14 protein-coding genes and 1 tRNA gene are annotated in these 17,038 nt (G+C 56.9%); 4 read left to right on the forward strand and 11 right to left on the reverse strand.

What is annotated here, in order from left to right:
* Positions 1–30: 30 nt before the first annotated feature.
* From FJ145_20055 to aceE, 5 genes are all read right to left on the reverse strand, one after another.
* Positions 31–1,251, reverse strand: a complete 1,221-nt coding sequence (locus FJ145_20055; GenBank protein ID MBM4263706.1) for a M20/M25/M40 family metallo-hydrolase — start codon at positions 1,249–1,251, stop codon at positions 31–33.
* Between the two features lie 325 nt (positions 1,252–1,576).
* On the reverse strand, positions 1,577–2,455 hold the full coding sequence (locus tag FJ145_20060) for a hypothetical protein (protein MBM4263707.1): 879 nt from the start codon (positions 2,453–2,455) through the stop codon (positions 1,577–1,579).
* 45 nt (positions 2,456–2,500) lie between these two features.
* Positions 2,501–3,931 (reverse strand): dihydrolipoyl dehydrogenase, encoded by a 1,431-nt coding sequence (gene lpdA / locus FJ145_20065; GenBank protein MBM4263708.1) that lies wholly within the window; start codon positions 3,929–3,931, stop codon positions 2,501–2,503.
* A gap of 2 nt (positions 3,932–3,933) precedes the next feature.
* Positions 3,934–5,250, reverse strand: a complete 1,317-nt coding sequence (locus FJ145_20070; GenBank protein ID MBM4263709.1) for a 2-oxo acid dehydrogenase subunit E2 — start codon at positions 5,248–5,250, stop codon at positions 3,934–3,936.
* Between the two features lie 30 nt (positions 5,251–5,280).
* On the reverse strand, positions 5,281–7,998 hold the full coding sequence (gene aceE, locus FJ145_20075; GenBank protein MBM4263710.1) for a pyruvate dehydrogenase (acetyl-transferring), homodimeric type: 2,718 nt from the start codon (positions 7,996–7,998) through the stop codon (positions 5,281–5,283).
* 60 nt (positions 7,999–8,058) lie between these two features.
* Between aceE and FJ145_20080 the strand changes: the two genes are divergently transcribed.
* Positions 8,059–8,781 (forward strand): lipoate--protein ligase family protein, encoded by a 723-nt coding sequence (locus FJ145_20080; protein MBM4263711.1) that lies wholly within the window; start codon positions 8,059–8,061, stop codon positions 8,779–8,781.
* Between the two features lie 107 nt (positions 8,782–8,888).
* Here FJ145_20080 and FJ145_20085 read toward each other — a convergent pair whose 3' ends face one another.
* The 3 genes from FJ145_20085 to FJ145_20095 all read right to left on the reverse strand — a co-directional run bounded on the left by FJ145_20085 (position 8,889) and on the right by FJ145_20095 (position 13,300).
* Entirely contained in the window at positions 8,889–9,341 is a 453-nt protein-coding gene (locus tag FJ145_20085; GenBank protein ID MBM4263712.1) for a GNAT family N-acetyltransferase, read from the reverse strand.
* A 152-nt stretch (positions 9,342–9,493) separates the two neighbouring features.
* On the reverse strand, positions 9,494–9,829 hold the full coding sequence (locus FJ145_20090) for a hypothetical protein (GenBank protein MBM4263713.1): 336 nt from the start codon (positions 9,827–9,829) through the stop codon (positions 9,494–9,496).
* 378 nt (positions 9,830–10,207) lie between these two features.
* The gene (locus tag FJ145_20095) at positions 10,208–13,300 is read right to left on the reverse strand and encodes a hypothetical protein (GenBank protein MBM4263714.1); all 3,093 of its coding nucleotides are present in this window, start codon (positions 13,298–13,300) and stop codon (positions 10,208–10,210) included.
* 216 nt (positions 13,301–13,516) lie between these two features.
* Here FJ145_20095 and FJ145_20100 point away from each other — a divergent pair, with 216 nt between their 5' ends.
* Positions 13,517–14,032, forward strand: a complete 516-nt coding sequence (locus tag FJ145_20100) for a long-chain fatty acid--CoA ligase (protein MBM4263715.1) — start codon at positions 13,517–13,519, stop codon at positions 14,030–14,032.
* A 10-nt stretch (positions 14,033–14,042) separates the two neighbouring features.
* Here FJ145_20100 and FJ145_20105 read toward each other — a convergent pair.
* Positions 14,043–14,119: transfer RNA gene (locus FJ145_20105), tRNA-Met, on the reverse strand.
* A gap of 34 nt (positions 14,120–14,153) precedes the next feature.
* Entirely contained in the window at positions 14,154–14,882 is a 729-nt protein-coding gene (locus FJ145_20110; GenBank protein MBM4263716.1) for a serine/threonine protein phosphatase, read from the reverse strand.
* Between the two features lie 105 nt (positions 14,883–14,987).
* Between FJ145_20110 and FJ145_20115 the strand changes: the two genes are divergently transcribed.
* Positions 14,988–15,377 (forward strand): hypothetical protein, encoded by a 390-nt coding sequence (locus tag FJ145_20115; protein MBM4263717.1) that lies wholly within the window; start codon positions 14,988–14,990, stop codon positions 15,375–15,377.
* A gap of 14 nt (positions 15,378–15,391) precedes the next feature.
* On the opposite strand, the gene FJ145_20120 is transcribed toward FJ145_20115, so the two are convergent.
* On the reverse strand, positions 15,392–16,414 hold the full coding sequence (locus FJ145_20120; GenBank protein MBM4263718.1) for a homoserine kinase: 1,023 nt from the start codon (positions 16,412–16,414) through the stop codon (positions 15,392–15,394).
* 310 nt (positions 16,415–16,724) lie between these two features.
* Here FJ145_20120 and FJ145_20125 point away from each other — a divergent pair, with 310 nt between their 5' ends.
* Entirely contained in the window at positions 16,725–16,946 is a 222-nt protein-coding gene (locus tag FJ145_20125) for a cold shock domain-containing protein (protein ID MBM4263719.1), read from the forward strand.
* The last annotated feature ends 92 nt before the right edge of the window (positions 16,947–17,038 follow it).

Genomic DNA, 17,038 nt, shown 5'->3' on the forward strand with positions numbered 1-17,038 from the left:
CTGTGGCGGAGAGGCAAATGGTCGTCAGCCTCAGCGCGAAGTTTGCGACGTCGCGTTGAGCTTGACGGTTTCCAAAACCATCTGTGCCGACAAGTAAAGGTCTTTCAAATCGAGCCATTCGTTGACGGTGTGGATCGCCCGCATGCCGGTGGCCAGATTCGCCACTTCGAGGCCCCTCTGGTTGAGCACGTTGGCGTCGCAGCCGCCGCCGGTGGCGGTGGTTTCAATGTTGACGTTCAAATTTTTCGCCGCGGCTTTGACCAGCTGAACGATCGGCGCGCCGTCCGGCACGTCCATGCGATCGTAGTCGCGCTCGACTTTCGCCTCGACGCGCGCCTGATGGTTTTTGCCGTCTAGCGCCAAGCTGTGGCGCGCCGCGGCGGCTTCGAGACAATGGCGCATATGATCCGTCTGCGCCTGCAGCTTCTCGCTGCTGTGGCTGCGCGCTTCGCCTTTCAGCACCACGGTGTTGGGCACGATGTTGACCGCCAGGCCGCCTTCGACCACGCCGAGGTTGGCGGTGGTCTCGTGATCGATGCGCCCAAGCTTCATTTGCGCGATGCCTTCGGCGGCAACTTTGATGGCGTTGATACCTTTTTCGGGGCAGACGCCGGCGTGGGCTTCAAGGCCATAGACGCGAAACTCCATGCGGTTGGCCGCCGGCGCTTTCGTAAATAGAAAGCCCACCGAGTCGCTGTCCAAAACCAGGCCGGTGCGCGCGCGCAGCCGGCTGACGTCCAAGTGCTTGGCGCCGTTCAGACCCAGCTCTTCGCAGATGGTAAACACCACGTCGATGGCGCCGCAGGGGAGTTTGTTTTCAATCATCACCCGCAGCACTTCGCAGATGATCGCCACGCCGCTCTTGTCGTCGCCGCCGAGCACGGTGGTGCCGTCGCTGCGCAGAATATCGCCGTCCAGGATCGGCTTGACGCCTTCGCCTGGTACGACGGTGTCCATGTGGGCCGACAGCAGCAGGGGACGCGCGTGGGGATTGTTGCCGGGGAAATGCGCGATCAAGTTACCGACGTTGCCGCCAACTTTTTCGCCGGCGTCATCGATGGTGACCGTGGCGCCGAGCTCTTCCATGTCGCGCTTGAGGCGCATCGCGACATCGCGCTCCTTGCGCGACAGGCTGTCGATTTTGATCAACTCGATCAACAGATTCTTGAGTCTCGCTTGGTTAATCAAAAGGCGCCCTCGAAAAAATTTCTTCGATCTATGCCTGGGATAAAAGGTACTGCCAAGGCGAATGTGTCACAGTTTTCGGCGCAAGCCAACCACCTAAAATCGGTGCGAAATCGCGCCTCTAGAGTGGAATTATTCGCGACGTGGCGCGATCGAGGTGGAACCCTTCCGGAGCGAAGGCAACAGGGCATGGCTTCGACGCCGCTTGCGGTGGCGACCGGACGGTCGCCCTGCTTTGCGACAATTTGCAAAAGAGCGCAGGTGGTGGTGCCAAGCATCGACTAAGCTAACCGAAAAGTCTGCGCTCATGCCTTCGCTCCTACAGGGTTCCACCTCGATCGCGCGATCTCGCATGGTTTCTTTTCGCCGTGAATAGTCAAGGCCGCCGCCCTCACCAGAGTCGCTGGTGTTGCAGCAGCAGCAAGAGATTGGCAAAGCCCAGCTCGTTGAAGAGCGGCTCGGCACAACTCCAATCGGGAGCCCGACATAGCAGGTCGTCGACACCCATGTGGATCGGGACGTCGGCTTTGGCGGTGGCCAAGCGCCGGCTGAGAAAGGCCTGTTCTTTGCCTTCCTCAAGCAGTTCGCGAATGCGATGGGCGCCGCGCAGGCGCAGCCGTTCGACCTCTGCCAAACCGTCGAAGAGGTCTTCGAGCGTCATGAAGTGGCCGATCAAGGTGCCGGCGGTCTTCGGGCCGATACCGGAGACGCCCGGAATATTGTCCACCGGATCGCCGGTCAACCCCATCACTTCCACGACCTGTTCGGGGGCGACGCCAAACTTTTTTCTGACTTCCGTGGGGCCGATCCAACGATTCTTTGCGCAATCGAATAATTGGATCTGATCATTAACGAGCTGCATGAGGTCTTTGTCGCTCGACACGACCACGCAGTCGCATTCGTCCGCACAGATGCGGCAGAGGGTTGCGATGATGTCGTCCGCTTCATAGCCGGCATACTCGATTAGCGGGATGCCCAGGTTCTGCAAGACTTTTCGTACATAGGGGAGCTGCGCCGTGAGCTCTGCCGGCGGCTCACTGCGGTTGGCCTTGTAATCAGAAAATAATTGGTGGCGGAAGTTGCGCCGATCGGCATCGAGGGTGACGACCAGGTAGTCGGGACGGTGCTGTTTGAGCAAATCAATGACGGTATTGATGAAACCAAAGACCGCGTTGGTCGGCAACCCCGCGGCGCTGTAGACCTGGGGCAGAGCGAAGAAGGCGCGAAAGATGTAGGAGTTGCCGTCGATGAGAAAAAGCCGCGGGCGCATGCCGTCCAGGTCGTTCAGCGGTGCGCCCGCAGGACTCGCAATCGACTACTTCGCATCCGGGCTACTCCGGCGCGCTGACAGTGTGTGGGTGGCGGTGCCGTAAAAAGATTCGGCCGCTTCCATCAAGGTCTCGGACAGGGTGGGGTGCGGATGCACCGACTCGGCGAGGTCGCGGGCGGTGGCGCCCATCTCGACGGCCAGCACCCCTTCGCTGATCAATTCGCCGGCGCCGTGGCCGACGATGCCGACACCTAACATGCGCTCGCTTTCCGGTTCGATGATCAGCTTGGTCAAACCGTCGGGCCGGTCCAACGTGAGCGCGCGGCCCGAGGCGCCCCAGAGAAACTTGGCCACTTTGATTTCGATATTTTTTTGTTTGGCTTCGCTTTCGGTGAGGCCGCACCAGGCGATCTCGGGGTCGGTGTAAACAACCGCCGGCACCACGATGTTTTCGAAGGCACTCGGCTCGCCGAGAATCGCATCCACCGCGATGCGTCCCTCGCGGCTCGCGCGGTGGGCGAGCAGCGTGCCGCCGTTGATGTCGCCAATGGCGTAGATGTTGGGATCTTCGGTTTGCTGCTGGGCGTTGGTTTTGATGAAACCCTTGTCGTCTTTGGTTATCCGGGTGTTGTCCAGGCCAATGTCGACGTAGTTCGGCACGCGCCCGACGCTGACTAAGACGCGATCGTAAAGCTCGTCGCGACTCTCTTTGTCGATTTGCATCGTGACTTTAATCTGCTTGCCAACCGTGGCCATCTTGGTGACTTTGGTGTTGACGCGCACCTCTTTGAAATTCTTCTGCGCGTAGCGCATCACCGGGCGCGCCAGATCGGCGTCGACGCCGGTCAAGATCGACGGCAGGGCTTCGAGCACGACCACGCTGCTGCCCAGCGTCGCGTAGACCGTGCCGAGCTCCATGCCGATATAGCCGCCGCCAATGACCAAAAGATTTTCCGGGACCTCGGGGACGTCCAGCGCTTCGCTGGAGGTCATGACACGGCGGTTGCCAAGATCGAACGCCGACGGCATGGCCGGCTTGGAACCGACGGCGATGATCGCCTTGTCGTACTTGATAAATTGCTGGCCTTCCTTGGTCTCCACTCGCAAGGTTTGTGAATCTTCAAAATGGCCGCGGCCTTGGATCAGCTGGACATTGCGCTTCTCGCCCAGGGTCTTGATGCCCTGGCCGAGCTTCTCCAGAATCGAGTCCTTCCAACTGCGCAGCCGATCTAGATTGATTTGCGGTGTGCCGAGCTCGATGCCGCGGGCGGCTGAGTCCTTCATTTCGCGGATGATCTCGGTGGCATGCAGCAGCGCCTTTGATGGAATGCAGCCAACGTTCAAGCAGACGCCGCCCAGCCGCGCACTCTGTTCAACCAGAACAACTTTCTTACCGCGATCGGCGGCGTAAAAAGCGGCGGTGTAGCCGCCTGGGCCGGCGCCCAGCACAACGATTTCAGTGGTGATCGGTTCCATGCTTACTTGAGTTTCACGTCGGCATCGGAGAACGACAGCAGGTTGGCGAGAATGTCTTTCAAAAAGCGCACCGCATCGGCGCCGTCGAGCACGCGGTGGTCGTAGGAAAGGCACAGCGGCAGCAAGGTGCGAATGGCGATTTTTCCATCGACGACGACCGGTTTCTGCGATCCTTGGCCAACTCCCAGTATCGCCACCTGGGGCGCGTAAATGATCGGCGTGAAGTGGCTGCCGCCGATGCTGCCCTGATTCGAGATGGTAAAGGTTCCGCCCTGGAGCTCTTCCAGGGAGATCTTGCGCTGGCGCGCCTTGTCGCTCAACTGCGCCAACTCTAGAGATATATCCAAAAGATTTTTCTGATCGACGTTGCGCAGCACCGGCACGATCAGGCCGGCCTCGGTATCCACCGCCACGCCAATGTGGCAGTAGTCCTTCAAGACGATTTCTTGGGCGGCTTCGTCGATGCTGGCGTTGGCTTTCGGATGTTTTTTGAGCGCCGCCGCGATGGCCTTTATCAGAAATGTAGTAATCGTTAGCCGCGCATCCTTTTTCTCGTAGGCTGGAGCGTGCTTTTTGCGCAGCGCCAAGAGATCGGTGATGTCGACATCGTCGAACTGATCGATCTTAGGGATGGCCGTCCACGACTCGGCCATGCGTTGACTGACCGTGCGCCGCAGCGCCGTCATCTTCTCACGCCGGACCGGTCCCCACTTACTGAAATCGGGCGCTTCGCTGGGGCGCGCCACCGGCGCCGCCGGCGCCGCCATGGGCGCTTGCAACGGGGCGCCGCCTTGAAAGGCGAGCTGTTGCAGCCGCTCGATGTAGGCGCGGATGTCTTCCAGGACGATGCGGCCGCCGGATTCGCTGCCGCGCACACGGGTCAAATCGATGCCGAGGTCGCGGCTGAGTTTGCGCAGCGACGGCGCCGCCGGCGGCGCCGCACCGCTCTTGGACTCGTGGCGATAGGAGTCGAACGCGGCGGGCGCGTGATCGCGGCGCTCCGGGGGCGCTGGCGCAGGCATCGGACTTAAGGCCGGGGCTTGGGCCGGCGCCGTGGCGCTCTGTGTCGGCGCAGCCGCTGCGGCGCCGTCATTGCCAATGGAGATCAGCAACTGGCCGACGCTCACCTCCATGCCTTCCTTGACGTAGATTTTGCTGACAACGCCGCTGGCGGGCGCGGGAATGGAGCCCACCGCTTTTTGGGTTTCGAGCTCCAAGATCGGCTGGTCTTTCTTTACTTCCTGGCCTTCTTTGACCAGGATGTTGACGATCACGCCGCCTTCGACGTTTTCTGCGAGCTGCGGAAGCTTAACATCCATGGAAAAATTGCCGCATAGTCCTTTATGAAGTTACACGTAAAATGGAAAGGGCTTTTCCGGGTCGACGCCGAGCTTGCGAATCGCTTCGTCGACGACGTGGGCAGGAAAGGCTTCTTTTTGGTAGAGCGCATAGAGCGCCGCGATGGTTGTTAGCGGCGCGTCCACTTCAAAGAAGCGGCGCAAGTTGGCCCGCGTATCGCTGCGTCCGAAGCCGTCGGTGCCGAGAGTCATCAAGCCGCCGGGCACCCACGGCGCGATCTGATCGGGCACCGCTTTCATATAATCGGAGACCGCGACGAAGACACCCTCTTGTTTCTGCAGCGTCGCTTCAAGATAGGATATCTTTGGTGGCGCCGTCGGATGGAGCATGTTCCAGCGCTTAGCGTTGAGCGCCTCGCCGCGCAGGAGCTTATAACTCGTGGCGCTCCAAACATCGGCGCTGACGTCGAATTGCTCCGCCAAGAGCTCTTGGGCCTGTAGCGCTTCGCGTAATATCGGCCCGCTGCCGAGCAGATGCACTTTGTATTTTTTGCCCTTGTTCGCTGCCTTGACTTTGTAGAGCCCTCTGAGGATGCCCTCTTCGGCACCTTCGGGCATCGCTGGCATCGGATAGTTTTCGTTGTAGAGCGTTAGATAATAAAAATGTTCTTCGTTCTCGGCGTACATGCGGCGGAGGCCGTCTTGAATGATCACGGCGATCTCATAGCCGAATGCGGCGTCGTAGGTATAGAGTGTAGGAATCGTGCTCGCGAGCAGATGGCTGTGGCCGTCTTGATGCTGCAGCCCTTCGCCGTTGAGCGTCGTGCGGCCCGCCGTGGCGCCGAGGACAAAACCTTTGGCCTTGCTGTCAGCAGCCGCCCAGACCAAGTCGCCGATGCGTTGGAAGCCGAACATCGAGTAGTAAAAGTAAAACGGAATCATGTTAACGCCGAGGTTGGCGTAGGCGGTGCCGGCCGCGATGAGCGACGACGTCGCTCCCGCTTCGGTAATGCCCTCTTCGAGAATCTGTCCGTCTTTGGTTTCGTTGTAGAAGAGCAACGCGTCGCTGTCCACCGGCTCGTAGAGCTGGCCTTTAGACGAATAAATGCCGAACTGGCGAAACAGCGAGTCCATGCCAAAGGTGCGTGCCTCGTCGGGGATGATCGGCACGATGCGCTTGCCGATCTGTTCATGGCGCAGGAGCTTGGTGAGCAGCCGCACGGTCGCCATGGTCGTCGACATGGCATGATCGCCGGAGCCTTTGAGGAACTCGGCATATTCATCGGCCGAGGGGACCGTCAAAGGTGCGGCTTTGACTTTGCGCGAGGGCACAAAGCCGCCGAGTTTCTTGCGTCGCGCTAACAAATACTGGGTTTCCTCGCTATCGAGCGGCGGCCGGTAGAAGGGGGTTTCGACCACTTCCTCGTCGGGCAGCGGCACATCGAAGCGGGTGCGAAACTCGCGCAGCTCGCGCTCATTCATTTTCTTTTGCTGGTGGGTGATATTGCGCCCCTCGCCGGCTTCGCCCATGCCGTAGCCTTTAACTGTTTTCGCTAGAATGACGGTTGGCGCACCGCGATGTTCGACGGCGGCTTTGTAGGCAGTATAGACTTTTTTCGGATCGTGGCCGCCGCGCAAGAGTTTGCGAATCTGATCGTCGCTGAGCTTGTTGGCCAACTCGCGCAGCTCGGGATATTTGCCGAAGAAGTGCTTGCGCGTGTAGCTGCCGGGCTCGACGGAATATTTTTGATAGTCGCCGTCGACGGCTTCTTCCATGCGCTTGAGCAAGAGGCCGCTGTCGTCGGCGGCCAAGAGCGGATCCCAATCCGAACCCCAGATGACTTTTATTACGTTCCAACCGGCGCCGCGAAAAAGCGATTCCAGTTCTTGAATGATTTTGCCGTTGCCGCGCACCGGGCCGTCGAGCCGCTGCAGATTGCAATTGACCACCCAGACAAGATTGTCGAGGTTTTCCCGGCCGGCCAGAGAAAGCGCGCCCGATGCCTCCGGCTCGTCCATTTCGCCGTCGCCGCAGAAGCACCAAATCTTTGGCTCCTCGCCGCTGATCAAGCCGCGCGCCTGCATGTAGCGCGAAAAGCGTGCCTGATAGATGGACATGATGGGCGCAAGCCCCATCGACACCGAGGGAAACTGCCAAAAATCCGGCAGCAAATAGGGATGAGGATAAGAAGGCAGGCCGCCGACCTGCGATAATTCTTGACGGAAATGATGCAGCTTGGGCGCGTTGATGCGCCATTCCACGTAGGCGCGCGAGTAGATGCCGGGCGACGCATGCCCTTGAAAATAGATCATATCGGCCAACTGCCCATTGTCGCCGCCGCGAAAGAAATGATTTTGCGCGACTTCGTAGAGCGTCGCCGAGGAGGCGAAGGTGGAAATGTGACCGCCAATATCCGGGTGCAAACGGTTGGCCTTGACCACCATGGCCATGGCGTTCCAGCGCACGTAGCTCTTGATCCGTCGTTCGATCTCGCGGTTGCCCGGAAACGCGGGCTCCTTTTCCGGCGGTATTGTATTGACGTAGGGGGTGTTGACCGTGAACGGTATCTTGAGGCCGGACTCGCGTAGCCGCTCGATCAACTCGTCGACTAAGATCGTCGCTTGTTCGGCTTGCTCATTCTTGAGGATGTATTCCAGGGTGTATTCGAGCGACTCAATCCATCTATGCTTTTCGGAGCGGAGTCCTTTGGCATCACGCTGGCCATTGGCATTAACACCGTTGGGGGTGTTCTTGTCGTCAATTTCCATCTAGACTCTCTCCTGGTTTCGTAGGAGACAATAAATCATCTGCAAAAGCAACAAAATCGAATGAAATATCTCGACCTCACACTGCCGTCACCCGAGGAAAATCTCGCTTGCGATGAAGCGTTGCTGCATTTTTGCGAGAACCACGAGGAGGAACCGGGCGCGCTACGCTTCTGGGAGTCGCCGAACCATTTCATCGTACTCGGTTATTCTAACAAGTTGAATGCCGAAGTTCACGTCGAAAAATGCAAAACGCGGGGCGTGCCGGTTTTGCGCCGTTTTAGCGGCGGCGGCACGGTGGTCCAGGGGCCGGGTTGTCTCAATTACGCCCTCGTCATGGCCAATCACCAATTAGGCGACACCCTCGACATTATCGCGTCGTTCCATTTTGTCTTGGAACGCCACCGCGACGCAGTGGCCAGACTGTTGGGACAGGAGGTTCAGATCGCCGGTATCAGCGATCTTGCTGTTGACGGTGTGAAGTTCTCCGGCAACGCGCAATATCGTAGCCGCAACTTCACGCTGTTTCATGGGACGTTTCTCTTGGGGTTCGACGTGGCGCTGATCGAGGCGCTCTTGCCGATGCCTTCCCGACAGCCGCATTATCGCCGCGCCCGCGGCCACAAAGATTTCGTCAGAAACATTCCGCTGGGTCGACACGAGTTGTGCGCGGCGCTCAAACACGCGTGGCAAGCGCTCGCGCCAGCCGAGCGGTTCAATCCCAGTACGGTTGGACAATACGTGAAGCAGCGCTACGGCCGAGCCGAATGGATTGGAAAATTTTGAGCCGCAGGTGGAAAATTGGGTGGCGTGGACAGAGGGGAACTGCCGGCGCAGGGTAAGTCTTGATAGGGTGCCGGAGCAAAATGCGGACCCAGAGCCACGATGCTTGTCTAGTCCGAGGCAATCTCTTTTTGGTAGTGTAGCATCTTGCCGTGAACGAAGCCCAGACGGTCGAAGAAATGCTGCATCGCGCTCTGGTTGCTTGTGATCAGAGTAAAAATCGTGCGAATGCCGTGGTCTTCCGCGGATTCTGTGAATTTTTGGACCAGTTCTTGGGCGACGCCACGGCAGCGAAAGACCGGATCGACGCCGATCATTTCGATCCACGCGACCGTGCCGGGCAGGCCGAATTCGAGCTCGCCCGTCCGGCCTAAGATAAAGCCAACGACGCGATTGTCGATCTCGGCCACTAGCGAAGGCCAGTGCGGACGAATCGCTTCGGACATCTCGATGCGTTTCTCCCAGTAGTGCGGCCGCGCCACGCCGGTTTGGCGCTCTTCCATGTCGACGATGGCCGGTATGTCGCGTTTTTCTAAATTTCTAACATGGATGTCTTTGTCCATGATCGCCTCCGGGGCACTGGAATCGGATACTAGTTTCTCACCACGAAGACACGAAGGACACGAAGTTCGGAAAAAGGACTTTTATAAAATTATTTGCTTTTCTGCCCCTCGCGCTCTTCGTGTCTTCGTGGTGAATGTTTGCATCTCCGAAATCAGCGGTTAAACCGCAGCGGGCGCTTTTCAATAAACGCGTTGTAGCCCTCGATAAAATCCGCCGTCTCCATGCAGCGCGCCTGCGCTGCGGCTTCCATTTCCAGCGCGGTTTCTAAATCGACGTTGCCTTCGTATTCGAGCAATTCTTTAGTCACGCCAATCGCGTACTGCGGACCGTCTTTCAAACGCGCAGCCCATTTGTGGGCTTCTTCCATCAAGCTATCGCCAGGAACGACGCGGTTGGCCAAACCGATGCGGTGCGCTTCTTGGGCGTCGATGGTGTCGCCGAAGTAAACCAGCTCGGTCGCTTTTCCCAAGCCGACAATGCGCGGCAGCCACGATCCTCAGAAAAGTTCCTTCCCCCGTTTCGGGACTGTGTCGTAATGCGCAAAATTCCCGGGTTTGTCATCCTGAGCGCAAGCGAAGGATCTGCTTTTTCGCGCGGTTGCATGCAGTAGATTCTTCGCTTGCGCAGCCGCCACCGGCCCTGCCGCAAAACGAGAAAACCAAAGAAGAAAAGATCGACGAAATGCTGAAGAAAGGACTTTAGGACGAATCAACTCAACGGAAGGAAAGCAAAATGAAAAAGGTTACAGAGTCGAAACGAGTATCTGAAAGATTCCGCGACGCATGGTTAGTATTCATGACCAGGCGCGCCGCCGAATTTGCCAAAGGGAGTGCGGGCGCCGGCCAGGAGAACGATCTCATCTCGGTTAGCGGCTATAGGGTTTATTCTTGGGGATAAGGGATGCGTTAGGCGGGTTAGCCCGGTAGGCGTTGACACGGGGTTCCGATTGCAGCCGCGTGTTAATAGCCGGTGCCAGGAGCTTCAACACGGATACCGGTAGAGCGCTGGTAAAATGGTAGTGCGCTGCTTCGGGGCCTGAGACCGAGGCGGTAATGACGCCGAAGTAGCGCTCGCCCAGGTAAAAAACAAACGCGGCCGTGCGGCTGGTTGCACGCGACGAAGTAACCCCGCCATACCGATTGAACGTTTCGAAACGGTTATCGCCCGATCCCGTTTTGCCACCAACCCGAAGTGGCGTATCGTCTGCAGCAAGGAATGCACCGGCGATGCGTTTGGCAGTGCCGAGGTCAACAACTTCCTTGAGCACCTCGCGCACAGTGCGTGCTACCGCCGGATCTATCACTCGTTCATCGCGCCATGAATTCGGCGCGAGCACTGTTTCATAGGCGGTGCCTGCGGCAAACCGCAGCGAGTTTATGTCTATGGTCGCGCGACGGAGGCCATCGTGGACGATAATCCCCATCAGTTCGGCCAGCGCGATCGGCTTGTCCGATGAATTGCCAATCGCCGTGGCGAGCGACGGAACGAGATGGGCGAAAGGAAAGCCCAATCGCTGCCAGGCTGGTGTCATGCGAGCAAAAGCGTCGGCTTCGATGCGGATACGCAAGCGCAAATCCTGCGCGCCACGGTTGCGCGTTTTGAAAAGCCAGGCAGAACTAGCGCGGCGCGCCTCGGCGCTGCGATTCCACAGCTCGTCCCAAGTGAGATTCGGTCGATCGAAGAATTGCGCCGCGCTCCACAGATCGAGCGGATGGCGCGCCAGCAGATAGGCGTAGTCCGCGAGGTTCAAACGCGGGTTGCTGTAGGCCTTAAACAGTTTATGGATATCTTCGGGAGTGAGGCCTTTTATAAATTGTCTTAGCCAGGCAGCCAGCCCGTCCTCGTCATTGCCACGCTGCCAGGCAAAATAGAGGATCGCCAGATGGCGCGGCGAGGCGTCTCGCTGCGGCAGCAAACGAGCGATCAAATCTTTTTGCGAGAGCCCGTAAAAGCTTTTGTATGCCCGTCGCAGGGTGGCCTGTTCCTCTTTTACAACGATCTCGTCGAGCATCTGCTTTCGCAGAGGGTGATGCACGTCGCTCAAGATCGCGTCCGCATCGTAGCCGAGATGGGCACGGTGATAGCGCACCAAATCGCGCATCAGGCGAATAAACACGAGATTGACCGAGCGTTGGAACCCTTCGCGCAGCGGCGTGATCCGGCTATTGTCCGCCGGATCGAAGTTGTTGAATGAGTGAACCCCACCGCCGGTGAAAAAGCTTTCATAGGGACTGGCCGAATAGCGCCGGTCCATCACGGCGGCGAGCATCTGGTTCAAGCTCTGGCCTGGGTTTTCGAGCAAACTTTTCGCTGCCCATTGGGTGATTGGGTCGCCGGCGCTGGTGGCGTGCGCAGCCAAACTGACAGGATTGAGAGAGGACAATTCGTGATGCAGCTGGGCGACGACTTCCAGATAGTGGATCAACGTGCGGAGTTTCGCCGTGCTACCGAGTTCTAACTTGATGCCCTGATTGAAATCTAACGGCCTATTGGCGTTATCAGCCTGCACGCGGATCAAATTGGCCTGCGCGCCACGCTCCAGCAGGAGAAATGTGTAGATAACCTTACGGGGATCGCTGTTTTCCAACATTTGCCTTTGGTCGAGTCCCTGAGCATGAGTGAATTTGACATCGCCCAGCGCCCGTAACAGGTTCGCCACCTTCGTTTGCATTTTGGCGTCAAGCGTAGTTTCGACTTCAAGGTCAAGACGGTCGAGATCATAAAGATTGCCGACGCCGAGTTGCTTGGCCAGCCGATCGCGCGCGATGGCGGTACCCTTGTCGCGGCTGTACAGGGGGACTGGTTGTGGTGACGCGGTGTCGGCAAAGACCAGTGGTTGTTTCACCAGCGCCTCGGCAAGAGCGTTGCTAATAACTCCCGCTTTTGCCAGCAGCCGTGTATATTGATCGGTCTTGCGTTCCAGCGCGGCATGATTTTTCACTAGCAGAGCCGTCGGCGCGCGCGTCGCCAGCAACAACGCGAGCGTATGTTTATAAGCATGGACTTGGGAGCCCTGATCTGCTGCGCTCGTGAGTGCTTGGCGCACATCCTCCAGCTCCAAACCGAACCAGGCCTGCAATGCTTCGCCTAGCCCATAAACCTCTCCGTAGCCTGGTGCGGCGGCGAGAGGCAATGTGTTCAAGTAGTCGAGCACGATGGCGCGTCGTTCTTCGGTGGTATCCGGGCCATCGCGGTAGGCTTTAAGGCTTGCAGCAACCAGTTGACGCAATTTTTCTGTCGGCGAGCCGGTGCGTCCAGCCGGAGAATGGCGAAACTTTTCCAGTTGAACGGCAAGCGTGCTACCCCCCTCAGGCGGCGTCGGCAGACCGAGCTTGCCGCCCGAATAAGAGAGGAGCGCTTTGGCAAGTCGGCTCCATTCGATCGCCGGATGGCCATTGGCTTGATGTTGTCCCTCTAGCTCACGGTTCTCAATAAAGAGCAGCGTGTTGACGAGCAACGGTGGTACGGCTTCAAACGTTTCAAAATGACGCCCGCGGTCTCGTTCTCCAAAGTCATACAGCGGCTTGCCGTCAGCGCTGCGGATCTTGAGTCCGGCCGTCGTCGATTCCCGCACCGGTGGCGCGATGCCTAAGGAGATCAGCCATGACAAAGCCCGCGAAGCGCGAACCTGTTCGGTGATCCGATAATTGGCTTTCTCCAGACGTTGAATGAATTTGGGTATGCGATTGTAGCCGCGTCGACCGTCGAGCGGACCCCCGCGTGGAAAAGCCACCCGCGAGCTCGGGCCGGAGACGACTTCGTAGACCAGCCATGAGTTGACATGCGTAAATAACCAGCTTTGAACCGCGGCCGTGCGGACCTCGACGCCAACGGTCGCGATCAAAGACAGGGTGAAGATCCGCCAGCGCCATTTTCTAATAATCGCGAATGCATGGGTCCAGGTAAGATCGAATTCACCTTCGAACCGCTGAAGAAACTGGAGAACCTTCGCACTCATACGGTTGCTCTTAAGCTGGCTGACTAGGCTTTTGCCCGAGTGCTTAAGCCCCACAAGCCGCCGGCCACTGCAGGTCGCGCGCTTCTAGAGCCTGAAGAAATAATACCAGGTTCAAAATAAATTCTGTGCACGCTATTGCAGGATGTCAACGTAGAAAATTTTATTTTCTACCTGGAACTACTCGCACCCGGTGCTAGCGTGTAATGGGGTGTTATCATGAGTCCTCAATGGTGGACTTCAGTCAAAAGTTCGATTCAACGACTGTTGCAAAGAATAAAGGGTAGGGTCCAACGCGGTGGGACGGCGGGTGAATGCTATCCGTGGGAAGTCTCGTACCCAAAGGGGATTAGTTGGCGCCTCGAAATTGCCCCGGCGCCCCTGCAAACCTTGCTCCTTGAGTCAATCCGGGCTTACCCCGACCACCGGGCCGTGAGCTTTCTCGGCAAAAGGTTTACCTACAAAAAAATCGGCGAACTGGCAGCGCGAGCGGCCAAAGGATTTCAAATTTTAGGTGTCCAGCAAGGCGTGAACGTCGGTCTCTGCTTGCCCAATTCACCGTACTACGTTGTTTGCTACTACGGTGTCCTCCAAGCAGGCGGCACGCCGTTAAAAACCCTGGAGGCCAATCTGGAGGCCAATCAAAGGCCGTCAAAGGCCAAAAGATGCTCGATCTGGCCAACTTGGAAAAAATCCGAGAAGCTGCGAAAGTCCTCGAAAGTCTTGGATTTTTAAGAGAAAAAATTGGTGGCGGTGGACAGAGTCGAACTGTCGACGCCGCGGATATGAGCCGCGTGCTCTGACCAACTGAGCTACACCGCCACGTGGCGTAAGGTACGTTGGGTTGGCAAAAAGATCAAGGAGTCCAAAGCGGCGGGCGGCTTTCCCATTTCTTAGCAATGGAACTTTGCTTCACCGATTTTTTGCCTCGCTTTATTTGATACAGGATTTTCGCGTCGGTATCTAGACAGCTCAATAAATTGCCATACACCAAACCTGTGTCTAGGCCGATCTTGTAGGGCAAGTCGAAGAAAACTTCGTTCTGCGGCGTGTGGCCGAACAACACGGTATAGGGGAGGCGATGTGAGCGGTAGATGAATTGATTGCGGATCCAGAGCATTTCCGTTTCGCTTTGAGCTTCGAGCAGTATTGCCGGATGGATGCCGGCATGCACGCAAAAATAGGAGCCCATCACATAGAAACTTTTTAGCTCCCGGTAGAACTGCAGGTGCTCCTTCGGCATGCGCATGGTGAGCTCGCGGAAGTCATCGACCGCGCTCGGCACGCCGTAGCTCTCGAGCGTTGGCTTGCCGCCGTTGGCTAGAAAAACGTCGCCGTGATTGCCGCCGAAGCCAAGATAGGAAAGCAGCATGTCTTCGTGGTTGCCTTTGAGAAAAACCAAGTCGTAGCTATTTTCACGTTGCAGATCCAATAGGTAGGAGATGACGCCCTTGGAATCGGGGCCGCGGTCGATATAGTCGCCGAGGAAGACCAAGCGATCGCCGCTCGCTAGCGGCAGATCTTCGATTAAGTAGCTGAGCTCGGATAGACAACCGTGGATGTCGCCGATAACGAAGGAGCTCATACCACAACATCCTAAGCTAGTTCATAGGCGAGATCAATTCGGGGGCCGCGAACGAGCCGACGGCAAATTGACGCCAGCGCGATATTCTGTTACCCAAGTCGTACCATGACGCTGCGCGATCTCTACTCCAGCCGGCCGTTCCTCGCCGGTGCGGTGTTGTTAATACTGGGCGCGGCGAACTGGGGCGTCGGAGCCCATGAAACCAATCGCTTTCACGGCATCATTCACAAGACTGCGCGCACCGGCTTGGAGGATTCCTACCGACATTTCCGTGAGCTCGATCATCAGAAAAATCAAGAAGTGCTGCGGCGCATCAATGCCGATCGCGAGAAATACAACGCGGCAAAAGTGAAGTTGAATTTTTACTACGTGGTTGCCGCCGGCGGCAAATTGTTTTGTCTGGCCGGCGCCGCGTTAACTCTGTTTTCTTTAGTGGGGCTGATACGGCGCGACAGCGCTTTTAAAATAGAGAAGCTCGCGGCGCAGCGGGATTGATGCTTGGATGAGGCCTACTTTAGAGTCTTGGATTTTTGGTATTTCCGGTAGTCGTAGCCGGTTGCCATAGCCAGCAGAATGTCTTCCATGCCGCCGTTTTTTTCGCGCCGCAGGATCGACAGGCGGTCGTAAAATTCCTTGTAATCTTTGTAAACCCGCTGGTTCTCGTCGAGCTTGCGCAGGAAAAAATCTTTGATCCGCGTCACCGTAAAGCGCAACGCGGAGAAACGCAGTTCGTTGGGGAAAGAGTCCCATTCCGGCAAGGAAAGCGGACGCAGGCTTTCATAGCCGGCAATCAACGCCTCGAAACGATCGATTCGATAGCGCTCGTCAATATAGCATAGTGCGTTGACTGCGGTTGCCAAATCGTAGATCAATTTGCCGCGGCAGGCCGCCTCGAAATCCATCACGCCGGTAAGCCGCCCACCCTTGAATTTGACATTGTCGGGGAACAGGTCACCGTGGATGATGCCCTTCGGCAGATTGTTGTCGAGATAATTCTCCAGATAAACGAACTCGTCGTCGAGTACGCGAATGATATGCTTAAGATGAGTCGGCAACTGCCGGCGGACATCACGATAGATGGCGGTTATTCGGCTAAACCCGAACCGGTTGTCGATGCCTTTCTTGTAGGTGCGACCGATCAGGTGCAGGTTGGCTAAGGTGTGTCCAAGCGCGTTCAGTTGAGCATTGGTGAGCGCCTCAACCGCGATCTCTGTCCCTTCGACAAACCGGCTGACGGTCAGACATTTTCCTTCGAAGGTCATGTAGAGTCGGCCGCTTTTGCTTTTCAGGGGTTGCAGGCATGGAAAACTCTGTTTTCTCAAATGAAACAACAGATCAAGCTCTTGCTTTACTTCGACTTCGCTTTTCACCTCATCAATCTTCGCAAAGAAACGCCCGCGCTTGGTTTCGATGAGATAGTGGGTGTTGACTGAACCATTCTTAACGCCGGAAAAGGCCACAAGATCGCCCAATGCGAACTCTTCAACGATTCCGCTAATGTCCTTTTTAGTGAGCGTGGTGTAAATCGCCATGGGTTGTTACGGGTCTTTCTAACTACGCTAAATATAATGAAAAAATATGCCTAAGTCAATATAAAAAGATTTATCTGTGGTTTTTAGGATAGTTCTCGACATTTTCTCAGGTAACAATTTGGAAAAAGTGGCTGCCGTTGGATCGGTGTCCCGGCCAATTTGCGATTGGTGCCCATGACTCGATTCTTCCTAAATCTAGGAAATTTTCCCTTGACAATGACCGGCGTGGTTATTTAATGTCCCGCCCTGATCGGCAGCCGTGCTGGTTGCACAACAGGCGGCCTGTCGAATTCGAAAAGGAGGCTGGGCGATGACGACAGGAAAGGTGAAGTGGTTCAACAATCAAAAGGGCTTTGGGTTCATTGAGCGCGAGGGCAGCAGCGTTGATGTTTTTGTTCATTATAGTTCGATTCTCTCCGATGGTTTTAAGTCGCTTGCCGAAGGGGACCTGGTCCAGTTCGAGATTAAGGATGGAGACAAGGGACCGCAGGCGATCCGAGCCGTTGTCAATAGGTGTGTAAAAAGATACTAGGCGGCGACCCTCATCTCTTTGCCATTGTCATACTTCGTCCCGCGCGCTACTTTTCCGACAAGCTGTGGTGCGTTCAGTTTGCGGAAGCTCTT

This window comes from Deltaproteobacteria bacterium (genome assembly GCA_016874755.1).
Taxonomy (GTDB): domain Bacteria; phylum Desulfobacterota; class Binatia; order UBA9968; family UBA9968; genus DP-20.